Genomic DNA, 15669 nt, shown 5'->3' with positions numbered 1-15669 from the left:
TAATGAATCAATCACCGGAAATCATCGGTATCCGCCACCACAGCCCGGCCTGTGCCCGGCTGGTAGCGGCGAGAATTAACACGCTAAAACCGCGCTACGTGCTGATAGAAGGGCCGATGGACTTCAACTCCCGGCTTGATGAGCTGTTTTTGCCCCATCAGCTGCCGCTGGCTATCTATAGCTATGGCGTGCCACAACAGCCTGGACAGGGCGTGCGCAGAGGTTCCTGGTCACCGTTTGCCGAGCATTCTCCTGAGTGGCAGGCGCTGCAGCAGGCACGAGCTATCAAGGCGGAAATACGCTTTATGGATCTGCCGGCCTGGCATGCTGCGTTTGCCGATATTGCCAACCGCTACGCCGATTTGGCCGATGCCGAACAGCAGCAACGGGCCGAGGATTTTGAACAAGCATTGAGCCTGGAACTGGGTATTCAGGGGCGCGATGCGCTTTGGGATCGGTTATTTGAAGATCGGTGCGATGTGCAGGAGCTGGAACAACGCCTAAGCCTCTATTTCGAACGGTTACGCGGAGAGGTTTCCGGCTCGCAAGGCAATCAGGCTCGTGAAGCCATGATGGCCCGCTGGATCCGCTGGGCTATGGATCAACAGAACGGGGCCGTGTTAGTGGTATGTGGCGGCTATCACGCCCCCGCCTTGATGAAGCTGTGGCAAAACCTCCCCAGTGAAGATCATGAGCCTGAGCTGCCAGCTTTAAGCCAATGTTTTGACGATTGGCAAGGCGACGCGCAATACACCACCGGTTCTTATTTGGTGCCCTACAGCTATAAACGGCTGGATGCTTTCACTGGCTATGCTTCCGGTATGCCGTCACCGGCGTTCCAGCAGTGGGTGTGGGAATTTGGCCTGGAGCAGGCGGGGCTATACGCTTTCCAGCGCATACTTGAACGGCTGCGCAAGCTTAACCTACCGGCGTCTACCGCCGATATGGGCGCGGTGTATTTACGGGTTCAGGCACTTGCGCGGCTGCGGGGCCACCAGTTGCCGTTACGCAATGACTGGCTGGATGCCATGGCCGGTTCGCTGGTGAAAGAGGCGATGGATGTCCCGCTGCCGTGGACCTATCGCGGTCCTTTACGGCCAGGAACCGACCCCATTCTGGTGCAGATGATGGCGGTTTTAGCGGGAGAGTCGCACGGTAAACTTGCGGCCAATACGCCACGTCCGCCGCTGTTGATTTCGCTGGAGCTCGAATTGGCGCGGTTGGCGATTACGATCCCCTCGGAGGTCAAACTCGACCTGCTTAAACCGGAAGATCGCCAGCGCAGCAGAGCCTTGCATCAGTTAGCGATATTGGCGATCCCTGGCATTCATTGCCTGAAGGGGGGTGGGCAGGTCATGTCGGGCGAAATGAGCGAACACTGGCAGCTTCGAGCACCGCTTGAGCAGGTTGCAGCGCTGATTGAAGCAGCCTCCTACGGCGCTACGCTGGCCGATGCCGCACTGGCCAAGCTGGAAGAGGCCCTGCTGGATCTGCACGGTAGCCAGGGGATGGTGGTAGCGCTGGTTAAATTACTGAATCAGGCGGCATTTGCCGGGCTGGCGGATTTCAGCAGCCGGGTAGTAGAACAGCTCACTGCGGCGGTCAGCCAGGAAGGGAACTTTGAAGACCTGGGGTTAGCGCTCGAAGCGGCCCACACGCTCTATCGCCACGGTGAAAGCGTAGGTATGCAAGGATCAGCGATCTTGTTGACGGTGATCCAGATAACTTTCGACCGCGCACTATGGCTATGTGAAAGCTATGGCAGCGTGAACCCCGCCGATAGCCATCGGCACATTGCGACATTTCAGGCGATCCGCTTGGTGACGCGGGATCTACTCGCGCTGCCTGATGCCGACCGCAATACGTTATTTCCCGCGCTGGAAGCCGATCGCGCGCTCACCGTTTGGCAAAGAAAAGCCGCGTCTACCGATGCCGATCCGCTTAGCCGTGGTGCGGCATTGGGCGCATTACTCAGCCTGAATGACACCCAGCCTGATACCGCATCGCCGATCGCACAGCCGTTAGCGCTGCTGGCCACCCTGGCAGCCAATAAAATGGGCGATGCGCTCAGCGGATTGATTGCGTTGGCGCGCCACCAGTTGACCCAGGATTTAACCTTTGTTGACGGCCTGAACCAGTTGGTTAGCGCACTGGATGACGAAGACTTCCTGCTGGCCTTGCCAGCGATGCGCGGTGCATTTGCCTGGCTGCCACCCAGGGAGCGCGGTGAGTTTGCCCGCCAGATACTGGAACTCCATCAGGCGAGTCATCTACCGGTATCGTCGTTAAATCGCGAAATTACTGCCGCAACGCCGCAGGAGATTGCGGCTATGCAACAGGCCGAAAAGCGGGCACTGGAAATCCTTGGCCAATGGGGGCTGGCGTAATGGCAAATCAATTAACTCCAGAATTACAGCGCTGGCGCTTGCTGTTAGGCGAAGCCGCCGAGGCCTCGTTGGGTGAATTAGACGCTCACTATCGCTCCGTCGATAGCGCACTTGAATGGCTGTATGGACGGGATCCGGAGCGTTTGGCTCGCGGTGAGCGCGGAGCCAGCCTGGGTAAATCCAACCTGACCACGCCTGAGTGGATTAATGAAATTCATCAGCTGTTCCCGAAAGAGGTGATTGAACGGCTGGAAGTGGACGCGGTTGAGCGCTACGGCATTGACGATGTGGTCACCAATCTTGACGTGCTGGAACGTATTGAACCCTCGGAAGCGTTACTGAAAGCGGTGTTACACACCAAACACTTGATGAACCCGCAGGTATTGGCCGCTGCACGCCGATTGGTGGCGGAAGTGGTTCGGCGGATCATGGAACGCCTGGCACGTGACGTGCGCCAATCCTTTTCCGGCAGCCGTGACCGCCGCCGCCCCTCGCAGGTCAAGGTGGCGCGCAACTTTGATTTTAAACGCACCGTTGGCAATAACCTGCACCGCTGGAGCCCACAGCACGGCAAGCTGTTTATCGAAACCCCGGCGTTTATGAGCCGGGTTAAACGCCATAGTGAACGTTGGGACATCATCCTGCTGGTAGACCAGAGTGGTTCGATGGTGGATTCGGTGATCCATGCCGCAGTGATGGCGGCCTGTCTGTGGAATTTACCGGGCATGCAAACCCGGCTGGTCGCCTTTGATACCGCGGTGGTGGATTTGACCGCAGACGTCAGCGATCCGGTTGAACTGCTGATGAAGGTACAGCTAGGTGGCGGCACCGATATCGCCAAGGCGGTGGGCTATGCCCAGTCCTGCATCACCAATCCCCAGCGCACGATCGTGGTAGTGCTGAGTGATTTTTTCGAGGGCGGCAGCGAAAGCGAGCTGGTACGGCGGGTGCGTACCTGCATTCAGGCCGGAGCCAAAGTGTTGGGGCTGGCAGCGTTAGATCACCAGGCCAACCCACAATACGATCGTGACATGGCTAACCGGCTGGTCGCGGTCGGCGCACAAATTGGCGCCATGACGCCCGGCGAACTGGCGGCCTGGCTGGCTGAAAAGGTACAAGGATGACTCAACGTTCCGATTTACTCGAACTCACGCCGGAAGCCCTGATGGCGTTAAGCAACGCGGGCTTCGTTAAGCGTGCACAGAAAGAGGTTGCCGAAGGAAAACTGCCTGAAGTGACAGAGCGTGATGACGGCTGTATTGATGCCAAGTTCGGCGACGGCAACCAAGTCACTTTTCCGCCAGGCAAAACCTTGCGGGATGCGGCCTGTAGCTGCCCGGCCAGCAGCATGTGCCGCCATCGGGTTACGCTGGTCCTGGCCTATCAGGCGTTACATGCCACTGGGGTGCCCCCAGAAGCTGACGATGCTCAGCCGCAAGAACCGGCACCGGGTTGGTCACCAGCCAAATTTAGTGAACAGCTTGGCGATGTCCCGCTCTCAGTCATTAGCCGGGCTAAAAAGCTGATCCAGGGCAGCGTCGTGGTGCAATTGAGTAAAGGCAGCGGGGCACAAGCCACTCCTTCAGCGCGTTTACCGATGTGTGACGTGCGGTTTTTCTCCCGCAGTAGCCTGGCCCATGCACGCTGTGACTGTATTCAGGAGACGATTTGCGAACATATTGTGATGGCGGTCTGGGGTTTTGAGCAGGCCGAACTCAGCCAGCCAGACTTTGAGCAGTTAACGCTGCAAATCAGTTTGCCTGACGGCGAACAGGCGCAGGCAAACGCCTTATTCGACCAATCAGAAGCAGTGTTATTACAAACGTCGTTGGATAAATTGCTGCTCAAGCTGTGGTCGGACGGCAGCAGCCAGCCTGAGACGGCCATCAAACCCCTGATGGCAGAAGTGAGTCGCCATGCCCAGCAGCTTCAGTGGCGCTGGATTAGCGAAAGCCTGGCGGATATTCAGCAAGGGATGGCCGATCAACATAATCGTTCAAGCCGCTATCATCCGGTCGAATTCTTGCAGCGCATCAGCGGGCTTTCCGCCCGGTTGGTCGCGGCCAGGTGCATGGACCAACAGGCGCAGCAGCAGACCTTACCACGCCTTCCGGCGGCTGAAATTCTTGGCCTGGGCGTCAAAGGTGAGATCCAGCTGGAACATCTGAAACTGGTTTCACTCGGTGCGCGTTATTGGGCAGACGAGCAGCAGGAAGGGGTGGATCTGATCTACACCGACCCGGACTCCCAAGCGCTGATGGTGATCGAACGCCAGTGGCCTAGAAATAGCGATCCACAAGGCGTGGCGACGCCGATAGGCAGCCGCAGGATTGCCGGCCACCCGGTAAAAAAACTGGCGGCCTGCCAGGTGATCACCAATGCCTCCAAACGCCGGGCAAACGGAGCGTTGGACATTGCCAGCGGTAAGCAATATACCAGCGTATTGCCGCTCTCTGCCCGTGCGTGGGAGCTGCTGGGGGAACCGCTCAGGCAGCCTGATGCGGCAGCGCTGAAGCGTCATCTCCAGCAGGCATTGCCGGATTTTGTACGCCCCAGACAGCCGATCGAACAGCTGCATATTTTACCGGTTAGCGAGGTGCTCGACTGGTGCTGGGACCCGGCCTTGCAGTGCTTGCAGCTTGAACTCTTAAGCGGAGAGGCTGGTAATGATAATTTGGTGACAGTGTCACTAAATTACGATAGTGCTGCCCCTCAAGCTATCGAGGTATTGGCCAGGGCAATGCTCACGCCAGCAACTCCGCCGCGGTTGATTTCAGGCAGGGTGAAGATCGCGTCAGGCAAACTGATTATCGAGCCGTTAGCCGTCGCCAGTGACACCCAGATTTTCTCGCTTTGTGCCGATGAGGCTGAGCCTTTCCCGATGGAGCGCCAGGCCGATCTGCAACAGCGCTCAGGCATGCAGCAAGCGTTGGCAGACACCGAAACGTTGCTGGCTCAGTGGTTACAGCAGGGGATCCGGCATCAAGGAGGGCGCGGGATTGAGCGGGTGGAAATCCTGGCCGAGGCGCTAAATGGCTATGGCCTGGTGCAGCTGTCTGTATGGTTAAACGAGTTACCCGAGCGTATTTGCTCCAATAACCACACGCAATTAGTCCAGCGGTTGATGACGATTTATCAAACGCTGCGCCTGGTGAAAGACCGGCAGAGTAATTGACTTTGACAGCGCCATGACAGTTCGACTAAGCTTGCCCCACTCATTTGGGGAGTAGCCTTCCTTCATCATGAAGGAGGATGTGTCAACATACTCAGCAATTTGCTGTGGCACATCCGTCTATCAGATTGGCGAGACCATAGGGGTAATATTTCTTTTGGATTGGACGAGGAATATTACACCATGGTTTGCTACGTCCAGTCGGTATTTCCATTATGTCTCTTTTTGCTGCTTTACCCTCAACTAACCTCACCCAAAAGCCTGGCGAATTGAGGGCTAAAGGATGACGCTGTCATTTTTCCAACTCGCAATATCTTTAGTCGTCATATTGATTGCCTCCGAAATTTTCACCAATGCCCTGGAGCACCTTGGCGAAAGGTTGAAGATCTCTGAAGGGGTAACCGGTTCGCTTTTTGCCGCCATTGGCACCGCCTTACCTGAAACCATGGTGCCCATTTTGGCCCTGGTTGCCGGTACGTCAGCGGCTAATGTTAACGAAGAGATTGGCGTAGGGGCGATATTGGGCGCGCCGCTGATGCTGTCTACGCTGTCGATCTTTTTGATGGCGCTGGCCGTGGTAAGACGGCGGGGGGTTAACGGGTCAATCACCCCAGAGCCTACGGGGTTTATACGGGATACGCGTTTCTTCCTGATGGCTTTTGTGTTAGCCGCAATCGCCTTGTTCATTCCTGTGGAAATGAAAGTCGCCAGGATGGGTGTCAGCGTTTTGTTAGTCTTGCTCTATGTCACCTATATTGTAAAAACCTTACACGCTTCGAAAAAACTAGTGGCTGAAGGCAATGGAACTGCGGCAGATAACGTCATGTTCTTATCCCGAGTGGGGTTGCCCACCACGCTATTTACCATCATCCTGCAAACCTTAATGGGTTTAGGCGTATTGGTAGCGGGGGCTTTAGGTTTTATAGACGGTGTTGCCGCAGTATCGGAAAAGCTTGGTATCTCGGTGTTATTGCTGTCATTGATTATCATTCCTATTGCTACCGAATTGCCAGAGAAGGTGAACAGCATTCTGTGGATACGCAAAGGAAAGGATACCCTGGCATTAGGCAATATTACCGGCGCAATGGTTTTTCAAGGCACGATATTACCCGCCATCGGTATATTGTTAACGCCATGGCAACCCCGGCATGAAGTGTTGATCGGGGTGTTTATTACGCTTTCATCGGCATTTTGGCTGTGGATCAATGCCAGAAACAAAAAGCTGAAAGTGTGGATGTTATTTATTAATGGGGCTTTTTATTTCGCTTATATTCTCGCCTCAATATTATTGAGCCGCTAACGGTATCAATAGCCTCACGGCGATAAATTATACTGACAAACGTAAACTGCAGGATGGCGCTCCACTATAACCATCCTGCATGGTGACTAAGCGTCACTATTTTCTTATAGATAACACGGTTTCTAGCGCACCACTTTGTAAAAATCTGTTCGTCACTGGTGTCACAACCACACTACGGTTGACGGGTAGGATCTTGATCCCTTCCCCCAGGAATACGGGAATGGTTGTGATATATAATTGGTCTAACTCCCCAGCATCGGCGAAAAATGCCGCGGACTTACCCCCGCCAACGACCCAAACATCCTTACCTTTTGCCGCCAGTTTTGCATGCCTGGCAATATCATTAGCATTGCCACAAACTTCACTGATACCTGAGCCTTGCGGTATTGCCAGATCCTGGCTTGTCAAAATGAACGCCGGAACATCTTTATAAGGCCAGTCGCCATGGGCATTTTCCATTATCCAGCTGTATGTTTTTCCTCCCATAATCACCGCGCCAATACTCTGGTAGAAGTCATCATAAGGTGTAGCATCATCGCCTAAGATAAAATTAGTCAGCCAGTCAAGCTCATGATCCTGGGTGGCAATGTAGCCATCCATAGATGCTGCAACATAATAAATTAACTTCGACATTCTATATCCTTAATTTGCTGATTGAGCCTGTCGGGAGCAGCAGGTTCGTTACTTTCGCTTCTTCAACTGCTGGGTAGCGAATTTCACCACTTTGTTCATCTAGGATGCAGGCAGGGCTGGATTCTGGGCAACCTCTTGCCTCAACGGCTCAAATGGGCACTGGTTGAATAAGCGGAGGATCGCTACCGGGGTCAAAGGGTTGAGTGCCAGTGAACGGTTAAACTGAAACAGGCTGTTGGCAGTGTCGTACAAATTGGTTTCAGAAGCCGGAAATTCAGAATAGCCAAAGGTGCGGAACGGCGGCGTTTTATCACGCACTTGAGGATAGTTATCTGCGAGTTGTTCAGCCCAACGAGAAAAAATTGGCCAATCTATGACGTTATCTTCCGCCAGTGCGGCCATACCGGCAAAGCTATCCTCAGTAAACACATAGGGATGCTGCGCCAGCTTTTGCCATACGAGTCGGGCGCCTGTGCTCGGATTTGGATTAAGGAAAAACTGCCGGTTATGAGCCAGCCTGCTCAGGATAAACAGATCCATCGATTGGCTAAGCTGGGTCAATATATGACTGGAAATGGCGCGTTCCGCCAGCTCACCGCTAACCCAGACATTGGCGTCGTCCAGTAGCTCCATCATCAACATTTCATCGTCATGATAGCGAGAAACCAGTCGACACCTTACCAAATGAGAAGGATCTTTGGTCAGTGACTGCAATAGGGCTTGAGAGGGATTAACCAGCCGGAAAATCATATTTTCACGCACGGTTTCATCCGGATGATAAATAGCAATATTTGCCCAGCACGCTGGCCATACCGGATTGGCTGCCAACTTATCAAGAATGGGGCCAACGGGATCCAGAAAATAGTCTGAGTAAACTTTGTCCACAGCCCGGTCATGGTCTGCTCGTGAAGCCATTGGTCGGCTGGCAAGCCCCACAACCAGCGTTGGATAGTGGGAACTCAATGCCTCCCAAGCCAATGTTTCGCTGGCATATTGCCATGGCTGCCAACGCCAGACCAACTCTGGCCATATCATGCAGGGCACGATAAAAGGGTGTTTGCTTTGCTGCGCCACCTGAATTTTCATATCCAGCGACAATGCGGGTAGCACATCGAGCAGAACCTGAGTGGCGGTATCTTGCGCATTAGCGACGGCTTTTAAAAAACGATCCGGGAACGCCGCCCAGCCGTGTTCAATCAGCAGGGCCGAAAAATCAGGCGCATTGAGGAGCTTACTGACGGTGTTACTGCGGGCTTGGCTTAAGTCTGAGATGTCCATGGATCGCTGTTTTTGATTATTCCATCTGTAGGGAAATACTATCCGATCGGGGATGTGGTGACTAGACGGGGGGCTGCATTCTCCCTAACCCCAAAGCCGGAACGAGTTCGCTACCAGGGGCTGGGAGGCGAATTTCACTACGTTGTTCATCCTTGTCCGCCATAAAGAATGTACTACTGTTAATAGATGTTATCCGTGATGAAAGAAGCTTGGTATGGCAAAACCTTCGTTCTCTCGTTTGATGGCCGCGTGCCTGCTGGTCATTGCGGCCCCTTTGTCTGCTGTAGTGCTACTTGCGCAAAGCGTTACTGAGAGAAAAGCGTACAGAGTTACTACGCCGTATCTCTCAGGGGGAGAGGGTACTCAAAAAACACCAAACATATTAAAAGAGGTCATTTAAATGATTAATAAATCCGTGGCTATTTTATGTTTGTTAACCGTAGTGCCCGCATGTGTCGCAGGTGAAATAAATTTATACTCAATTAACACCGGCTCCTTTGTGTATCATACGATAAACAATGAGGGACAATACACGGAGAACTTTGATAACAAATTTTTCTCCGTAGAACGAAAGTTTTCTGAGGATTCAAAATATAGTATTTTAGTTGGCACAATGAAAAATAGTTTCAATGACCGCTGTATCGCACTGGGTCTGAGAAGAGACTGGATGTCTAATGACTCAGGATGGGTTTTTAAGGGGGTTTATGGGTATGTTGGTGAGTTCTTCTTTGATGCCTTCAGTCAATGTGGTAATGATGGTTCATATAAAAATTTCAAGGATACTACCGGCGTGGGTTTCTCTCCCTATATCTATCATGCAGTTCAATACAATTTTACCAGCTACTTTGGGGTGGAAAGTGGTATTATTCTTCCCTCGATATTTGTCGTTAGCGCCCAATGGAGTTTCAGATAGTCGCACCATCAGAAAGGGGTAACTTCGTGACCATACGTATCAGGCTCACTGTCGCAATAACATTGCTTATTGTGACACTGCCCGTATTAGCTAAAATGCCAGAAAACTTTGTCTATACCAGCTCCGGCGATCTCGAAGCGGCGTCAACCATTATGGCACGTAGCGACATTGGCGGTGCGCAGATCGTTTACAATTGGCGCTCACTCGAACCAGAGAAGGGCAAATACAACTTTTCGCAGATTGAGCAGGATCTGACTCGTCTCAAAGCAAACAAGAAAAAACTTTTCATCCAGATCCAGGATCGGTTTTTCGAACAGAATGCCCGATACGTTCCGGACTATCTGATGAATGATGCCAGGTACGGTGGTGGGATATCGCCGCAATTTGACAATCCTGGCGAAGGAAAGCCGATTGGCTCGGGTTGGGTGGCACAGCAGTGGGATCCTGCTGTGCGTCAACGTTATCAGGCTCTGTTGGCAGCGCTTGCAGAGCGCTTCGATGGCCGAGTCTATGGTGTGAACCTACCTGAAACAGCCATTGATCTTGACGAGAAAAAGCTACCCAAGGGATTTACCTGCGATAACTATTTCGCAGGCGAAATGGAAAACCTCACCTTTGCGCGCAAGGTGTTCACCAAATCACATGTGGTGCAATATGTAAATTTCTGGCCGTGCGAATGGAACAACGACCACAATTACATGGGGCGACTGTTTGAGTTCGCAAGTGCCAATAATATTGGGCTCGGCGGCCCAGATATTGTTCCCAACCGCAAGGCGCAAATGAAGAACTCCTATCCGTTCTTCAACAAATACAAAAGTAAGCTAGCACTGGTTGCCATGGCTGTGCAGGAGCCGACCTTGACCTACAGGAACCCCAATACGGGCGAGCCATTTAGCAAGGACGAGTTTGTACAATTCGCAGAAGACTATCTTGGTGCAGATATCATTTTCTGGAGCACGACGTCTCCCTGGTTGGCGAAGAAATAGGCATCAGTCGCCTAAGAAAAGAAAGCGTCACGGGGTAATCATGGGGGCCGGTCACGGCCCGTTATATTTTCTCCTGGAGGCTGAACATTCTGGCGGGGCACCAGATGATCAAGACCTTAAACGAGTAGGTCGATAGCTTTCGGGAATTTCCAGGCTTTTACCGATGGTCAGTTCTTCGCTCACCATCCTTCCAACAGTTGCCGCACAGGTTACGCCAGGGTGCATGACCGCCACGTATATACCCGTTATATCATCAATAAACCCCATGACAGGATTTCTATCCTGTGGTACAGGTCGTTGTCCTACCGACTGCCTGAGAAGATAGGCCGATGCCGTTCCTTGTAGCCTGTTTTTTATCGCCGTGAGGGTTTCAGACGCCACTGCTTCAGTATCACCCGTAACCGGATAATCCTCGGCAGCCAGGAGATCCCCGTTAAATGCATGGCGAACTTCAATGTCATCGCCAGATATTAGGGTATTAACAACGTGCTTTGTCACGCGGTAACGTAGGAGAATGGCTGGTGAAGCCACGATCGGGAGCGTAATCCCTATCATGCTCAGCAACGAAGTTATACCCGTCCCGCAGGCCAGAATCACACAATCTGCGTCTAATATGCCTTCCGCTGTCTCTATGCCAACTATTCTATTTCCCTCTTGCATGAACCCGGTGACGAGCGTCTGTGTTTTCAACTCCGCACCAAGACGGCAGGCCTTATCCAGCAAGGCTCGGGTGGCCTCTGTCGGATCTATTGCGCCATCCTGAACGGCATAATGCGCCCGTGAAGGTGGGGCATTCATCGCTGGCTCAAGCCGGGATATATCAGACTGTTGAAGCATTTTCGACTCATCTTGTTCGCAAGGCGAATCGGCCCCGTAACTTAACGCACCAACCCAACGTATACAAAGCTCCGGAATTTCTTTTTCTAACCTGTGCCAGTCTTCCGCCGATGCTCGGCGGAGAAGTGCATCCGGGGCATCGTCACTCACAGTGGTGTGGATCCAGCCAAAAGCGCTGCCGGTGGCACCAGAAGCCGGATACGCTCGGTCGATAACGGTCACTTTTATTCCACGGCTGGCCAAATGATAAGCTATTGAGGCCCCTATAATTCCCGCCCCCACAATAATCATATTTTTTTAGTGGAGCACATACCGTTTCCTCGTATAACAGGGCCTACTCCTAGACATTAGCAAATCCGCCGTAACCCCTCGGCATCAGTTTTGTGGCCATTCCTGCTTAAGCAACGCATAAATCAGCTCATCGCCCCATTGGCCATCAAAGCGGTCATTCTGTCGCAAATGTGCCTCTTTACGCATGCCCAAGCGTTCGACCACGCCGATAGAACCGCTATTCGCTGCATCAAGTCGGGCAAAAATGCGGTGGAAACCCACTTCAGTGAATCCACGTTCCAGTACCGAATGTACAGCTTCTGCCGCATAGCCTTTACCGGCATAAACCGGGTTAAAGATATAACCAATTTCACCTTGCAGCGCCGCGCTGCTGGCCAGCTTCAGTAACACTTCACCGATGAGTTCGCCGCTCTCTTTCAATGTGACGGCACAATAAAAAGTGTCACCATCTTCACTGAAACGTGAGGTTACGGCCTTTGCCAACCGAGTTTCCATTTGCGCCAGCTCTGGCGGTGGAGCATATAAGTAGCGGTAGACTTCAGGCAGGCGATGGTAAGCCGCATAGGCGTGGAGATCGTCAGGTGTAAAACGGCGTAGCCGCAGGCGCTCGGTGGAGAATGGCAGGGTAATCGAATGCAAGAAATTATCCTTTTCTAATGTGTTGTTATGGTGAAGGGGCTGTTATTACCAATGACCCGTTAACGTTCCAGCATAGAAAGAATATGATTTTTGGTTAGCGGGGCCAGTTGCAACGGCTGGTTGCCAGAAGGTTCAAACCATATCACTTCTTCGATTTCTGCAGCGGGGAGAAAGTGGGTCTCTTCAGTGCTGACTCTAAACATGTCAGCAATCAGCATATATCCAGGCTCATTGGCTGCAAGATCCGTAAAGCGCCCTAGAGGGACCATCTCATCAGGGGGGAAGGAGGCATTCAGTTCCTCTTGTAGTTCACGTGCAAGTGCCACCTCTGGCCGCTCACCAGATTCGATTTTTCCACCCGGCTGCATAAACCACTCCGTGTTGCGTTTTCTGACCAGAAGGACCCGGCCAGCCCGATCGGTTATGACGGCCGCAGCTATATGAATTTGCTTACTCTCTGACATTCTGAACACCGTTGTGTGGTAGAAGATCTACCCTGCATGAAAGCAACAAATGTACCAGAGTGGAGAGGGTGATTCCTAGCCTAGTCAGGCATGTGCTACGCTCTAGCTCAACAAAATCTAGAAGTGGAACTACATGATGACTAAACCTACAGCCAGCTTTCAGTCCAGTTCGTTTGTGATTGCAGTCCGCGATCTCAAAAAAAGCTCTGCTTATTTTTGCGATGTCCTGGGATTTGACTTGGCATGGGCTGGCAACTCGCCACTAGGGGATGCGTGCGTATCATGTTAGGCCATTCACCGGATGCAATGCCACCCTCTGACACCGGCGATCACAACTATTTTGCTTATCTGTATGTCGATGATGCTAAGACACTTTATGAAGAGTTTGTAAGCAAGGGGGCGATCATAATGGCTCCACCCGTTGATAAACCGCATGGTATGCGTGAATTTACCGTAGGAACACCCGATGGCCACAGAATGGTGGTTGGCCAGGCTCTCGATTAGTGTGTATTTACCCGCTGTGAATCCTAGGAAGAAACGGGCGTTTTATACTTAATCTGACACTTTCTGCTTTGGGTTGTATAAGATCTGACCGTCCGCTCAGTGCCAGAAGCGGACGTTCATAGTACTGGGTCATCTGTCTTCAGTTTAATGAGTTATGTATTACGGAATGTTTTCCGCCACTCCCTGGGGCTGACACCGAATTTTTCCCGAAACTGCAGCCTAAAAGTTGGGGCGGACTGAAACCCCGCTTGTTCAGCTACCTGTTCTACAGGAAGATCCATGTTCTCCAATAGTTCCTGACTCCGGTGCAGCCGTGCAGCCGTGATCCACTCAACGACGGACATATCGGTCGCTTTCGTGAAACGTCGCGTCAGTGTCCTACGACTCATTGAGGCGTATTCAGCCAGAGAATTAATATCGTGCGGCTCCTGAAGGTTTAGTAGCAGGTAATCAAGAACCATATTAATTCGACAGTCGGCAGTTTTTTGAGTGACGGGATGATCAATATACTGCGCCTGACCACCTTCACGGTGGGGAGGTGTGACCATCCTGCGGGCAATGTGATTCGCCGTCAGGCTGCCAAAATGTTGACGAATGATATACAGGCAGCAATCCATCGCCGCAGCCGTTCCTGCCGATGTAGTCAGTCCATCATCATCTACATAGAGTTCGTTAAGATTCAAATGAACGGACGGAAACAACTTCCGAAAATCTTCCTCATACTCCCAGTGTGTTGCCGCCATATGCCCGTCCAGCAAACCTGCATAAGCCAGCACGAAAGTGCCTAAGCATAGCCCTACTATCTGAGCTCCCGCTTCACGCGCTTTTACCAGAGCGTTAAGCACAGGCTCGGATGGCCGCTTCCGCACATCTCCCCAGAACGGCACAATGACAGTATCAACCTGGGTCAGAACATCCAGACCATGATCAGCCTGTATTGCCGTTCCTTCGTCAGACCAGATAAGACCCGGTTTTTCAGCGCATATCAGCCGGGTAAAGAGCCGTTGGTCTGTGGCGGTATCGCCAAAAAGGATCAGCGGAACTGATACGTGATAAGTGCTGAAGCCCTCAGTAACAAGTATAGCAACTGAAATCACAGACACCGTAACTCCCGGGTTGTCGGTTGTAATCAGAACGAAACAGATTCGCCGTCTGCGGGCGCTGAAACGTAATCCTGAACATGGTTAATCTGCGCATACTCCAGGATATCCAGTCGTGTGACCAGACAGTGGTTAACAGCTTCCATGTGGGTAGCAACAATTTGGGCTTCTGGCAATACAAGATGCGCCCTCACAATATCTTCTTTACCAAATATGATTGCGCCATAGCCTAGAACATGTGCCCAGCCAGTGTTCATAATCAACACATCCGGCATATATTTGCGCATGTTTTCTTCCACGGGTTTGATCCAGATAGTATCACCAACAAGGTATAAGGTTTTTTCCGATGGGTGGCGGAATACAACACCACTGGCATCACCAAGCATTTCTGCCAACTGTCGGTTGGCATAGGCTTCATCTGAACCGTGCTGGCATGCTGTCTTAATCAGTTCAATATCTTCAAGACTGCTGGTTTCGGTGAGAACAACCAGATTAGTGAAGCCCTGAGTACGCAGCAGCGCTTCATCATTCTCATTCTGGACGTAAATCAGCTTATCTTTTGGCACAATATCCACAGCGGCCTGATCCCAATGATCCGGGTGGGTATGGGTGACAATAATAGCATCCACAGCAAGCAGTGTGCTGATATCCAGAGGCAATTCCACCATAGGGTTACGAATTTCTGAGCGAACAGTTCCCTCAAAACCGGGCCAGATATTTTTGTCAGAAAGCATAGGATCGATAAGGAACTTCTTACCCGCATATTCGAGAATCTGAGTGGCATTACGGACCTGAGTAATTTTCATTATATGTTCTCCAAACTTTGTTTAAACCAGCAGGAGTCATGTCAACCATGACCCGATAACCTATTATAGTGATTATCGGGCAATTCGACTGCTTCATAAGGGCCAAGTTTCGCGCATATCGGGTCAAGCTTCCGTAAAATTATGCAAATATGCGTAGCAGTCTAAGCACCACTTTTACGTCCGCTTTTCGCTCATAGCTGCCCGTCAACGCCTGTCGGTTTAAAAAACAGGCTTAGCGTGGGATGTTTTCCGTTTTCTAAGCGGAACCCTTAAACTACACCGCGCAGGTCACAACATATGGACAATGACCATAAACAGCTGTAATCCTGAGTTTTAGACCCTGTCTCTTATACACATCT

15 protein-coding genes and 1 riboswitch are annotated in these 15669 nt (G+C 51.9%); of the genes, 8 read left to right on the top strand and 7 right to left on the bottom strand.

The features are described from left to right. Positions 1-2 precede the first annotated feature (2 nt). From JHD74_RS18625 to JHD74_RS18610, 4 genes are all read left to right on the top strand, one after another. The gene (locus JHD74_RS18625; RefSeq protein WP_199063270.1) at positions 3-2387 is read left to right on the top strand and encodes a DUF5682 family protein; all 2385 of its coding nucleotides are present in this window, start codon (positions 3-5) and stop codon (positions 2385-2387) included. Beyond that, on the top strand, positions 2387-3511 hold the full coding sequence (locus JHD74_RS18620; protein WP_199063269.1) for a VWA domain-containing protein: 1125 nt from the start codon (positions 2387-2389) through the stop codon (positions 3509-3511). The genes JHD74_RS18625 and JHD74_RS18620 overlap by 1 nt, the downstream gene beginning before the upstream one ends. Continuing rightward, on the top strand, positions 3508-5562 hold the full coding sequence (locus JHD74_RS18615; protein ID WP_199063268.1) for an SWIM zinc finger family protein: 2055 nt from the start codon (positions 3508-3510) through the stop codon (positions 5560-5562). Before JHD74_RS18620 ends, JHD74_RS18615 begins: the two co-directional genes overlap by 4 nt. A gap of 33 nt (positions 5563-5595) precedes the next feature. Then, positions 5596-5722, top strand: a riboswitch (yybP-ykoY riboswitch). A gap of 120 nt (positions 5723-5842) precedes the next feature. Beyond that, a complete protein-coding gene (locus tag JHD74_RS18610; RefSeq protein WP_199063267.1) occupies positions 5843-6859 on the top strand; it encodes a sodium:calcium antiporter in 1017 nt (338 codons plus the stop codon). Between the two features lie 96 nt (positions 6860-6955). On the opposite strand, the gene JHD74_RS18605 is transcribed toward JHD74_RS18610, so the two are convergent. Together JHD74_RS18605 and JHD74_RS18600 are read right to left on the bottom strand one after the other, a co-directional pair. Further along, positions 6956-7492: a dihydrofolate reductase family protein gene (locus tag JHD74_RS18605; RefSeq protein ID WP_199063266.1), complete on the bottom strand. Its 537-nt coding sequence runs from the start codon at positions 7490-7492 to the stop codon at positions 6956-6958. Positions 7493-7591: 99 nt separating this feature from the next. Next, the gene (locus tag JHD74_RS18600; RefSeq protein ID WP_199063265.1) at positions 7592-8770 is read right to left on the bottom strand and encodes a hypothetical protein; all 1179 of its coding nucleotides are present in this window, start codon (positions 8768-8770) and stop codon (positions 7592-7594) included. Between the two features lie 400 nt (positions 8771-9170). On the opposite strand from JHD74_RS18600, the gene JHD74_RS18595 reads away from it, so the two are divergent. Together JHD74_RS18595 and JHD74_RS18590 are read left to right on the top strand one after the other, a co-directional pair. Continuing rightward, the gene (locus JHD74_RS18595) at positions 9171-9683 is read left to right on the top strand and encodes a hypothetical protein (RefSeq protein ID WP_199063264.1); all 513 of its coding nucleotides are present in this window, start codon (positions 9171-9173) and stop codon (positions 9681-9683) included. Positions 9684-9709: 26 nt separating this feature from the next. Beyond that, a complete protein-coding gene (locus tag JHD74_RS18590) occupies positions 9710-10669 on the top strand; it encodes a hypothetical protein (RefSeq protein ID WP_199063263.1) in 960 nt (319 codons plus the stop codon). A gap of 108 nt (positions 10670-10777) precedes the next feature. Here JHD74_RS18590 and JHD74_RS18585 read toward each other — a convergent pair whose 3' ends face one another. The 3 genes from JHD74_RS18585 to JHD74_RS18575 all read right to left on the bottom strand — a co-directional run bounded on the left by JHD74_RS18585 (position 10778) and on the right by JHD74_RS18575 (position 12900). Next, on the bottom strand, positions 10778-11797 hold the full coding sequence (locus JHD74_RS18585) for an FAD-binding oxidoreductase (RefSeq protein WP_199063262.1): 1020 nt from the start codon (positions 11795-11797) through the stop codon (positions 10778-10780). Between the two features lie 84 nt (positions 11798-11881). Next, on the bottom strand, positions 11882-12436 hold the full coding sequence (locus tag JHD74_RS18580; RefSeq protein WP_199063261.1) for a GNAT family N-acetyltransferase: 555 nt from the start codon (positions 12434-12436) through the stop codon (positions 11882-11884). A 59-nt stretch (positions 12437-12495) separates the two neighbouring features. Continuing rightward, the gene (locus JHD74_RS18575) at positions 12496-12900 is read right to left on the bottom strand and encodes an NUDIX domain-containing protein (RefSeq protein ID WP_074031134.1); all 405 of its coding nucleotides are present in this window, start codon (positions 12898-12900) and stop codon (positions 12496-12498) included. A 133-nt stretch (positions 12901-13033) separates the two neighbouring features. Here JHD74_RS18575 and JHD74_RS27075 point away from each other — a divergent pair, with 133 nt between their 5' ends. Both JHD74_RS27075 and JHD74_RS27070 read left to right on the top strand, forming a co-directional pair. Then, positions 13034-13189 carry a VOC family protein gene (locus JHD74_RS27075; protein ID WP_370592668.1) on the top strand — a complete coding sequence of 52 codons (156 nt, stop codon included), beginning with the start codon at positions 13034-13036 and terminating at the stop codon, positions 13187-13189. Next, entirely contained in the window at positions 13144-13404 is a 261-nt protein-coding gene (locus JHD74_RS27070) for a VOC family protein (RefSeq protein WP_256714325.1), read from the top strand. The genes JHD74_RS27075 and JHD74_RS27070 overlap by 46 nt, the downstream gene beginning before the upstream one ends. 152 nt (positions 13405-13556) lie before the next feature. Here JHD74_RS27070 and JHD74_RS18565 read toward each other — a convergent pair whose 3' ends face one another. Beyond that, positions 13557-14507, bottom strand: a complete 951-nt coding sequence (locus tag JHD74_RS18565; RefSeq protein WP_074031135.1) for a GlxA family transcriptional regulator — start codon at positions 14505-14507, stop codon at positions 13557-13559. A 26-nt stretch (positions 14508-14533) separates the two neighbouring features. After that, a complete protein-coding gene (locus tag JHD74_RS18560; RefSeq protein WP_074031136.1) occupies positions 14534-15310 on the bottom strand; it encodes an MBL fold metallo-hydrolase in 777 nt (258 codons plus the stop codon). Positions 15311-15669: the final 359 nt, after the last annotated feature.

Origin of the sequence: Serratia sp. ASV30 (genome assembly GCF_016428815.1) — a bacterium.
GTDB classification, from domain to species: Bacteria; Pseudomonadota; Gammaproteobacteria; order Enterobacterales; family Enterobacteriaceae; genus Chania; species Chania fonticola_C.
This window is presented reverse-complemented; position numbering and strand designations above follow the sequence as displayed.

Excerpts from the sequence above, each read along its gene's own strand:
- JHD74_RS18625 (WP_199063270.1), top strand. The coding sequence starts at position 3 with ATGAATCAATCACCGGAAATCATCGGTATCCGCCACCACAGCCCGGCC.
- JHD74_RS18620 (WP_199063269.1), top strand. The coding sequence starts at position 2,387 with ATGGCAAATCAATTAACTCCAGAATTACAGCGCTGGCGCTTGCTGTTA.
- JHD74_RS18615 (WP_199063268.1), top strand. The coding sequence starts at position 3,508 with ATGACTCAACGTTCCGATTTACTCGAACTCACGCCGGAAGCCCTGATG.
- JHD74_RS18610 (WP_199063267.1), top strand. The coding sequence starts at position 5,843 with ATGACGCTGTCATTTTTCCAACTCGCAATATCTTTAGTCGTCATATTG.
- JHD74_RS18605 (WP_199063266.1), bottom strand. The coding sequence starts at position 7,492 with ATGTCGAAGTTAATTTATTATGTTGCAGCATCTATGGATGGCTACATT.
- JHD74_RS18600 (WP_199063265.1), bottom strand. The coding sequence starts at position 8,770 with ATGGACATCTCAGACTTAAGCCAAGCCCGCAGTAACACCGTCAGTAAG.
- JHD74_RS18595 (WP_199063264.1), top strand. The coding sequence starts at position 9,171 with ATGATTAATAAATCCGTGGCTATTTTATGTTTGTTAACCGTAGTGCCC.
- JHD74_RS18585 (WP_199063262.1), bottom strand. The coding sequence starts at position 11,797 with ATGATTATTGTGGGGGCGGGAATTATAGGGGCCTCAATAGCTTATCAT.
- JHD74_RS18575 (WP_074031134.1), bottom strand. The coding sequence starts at position 12,900 with ATGTCAGAGAGTAAGCAAATTCATATAGCTGCGGCCGTCATAACCGAT.
- JHD74_RS27075 (WP_370592668.1), top strand. The coding sequence starts at position 13,034 with ATGATGACTAAACCTACAGCCAGCTTTCAGTCCAGTTCGTTTGTGATT.
- JHD74_RS27070 (WP_256714325.1), top strand. The coding sequence starts at position 13,144 with ATGGGCTGGCAACTCGCCACTAGGGGATGCGTGCGTATCATGTTAGGC.
- JHD74_RS18560 (WP_074031136.1), bottom strand. The coding sequence starts at position 15,310 with ATGAAAATTACTCAGGTCCGTAATGCCACTCAGATTCTCGAATATGCG.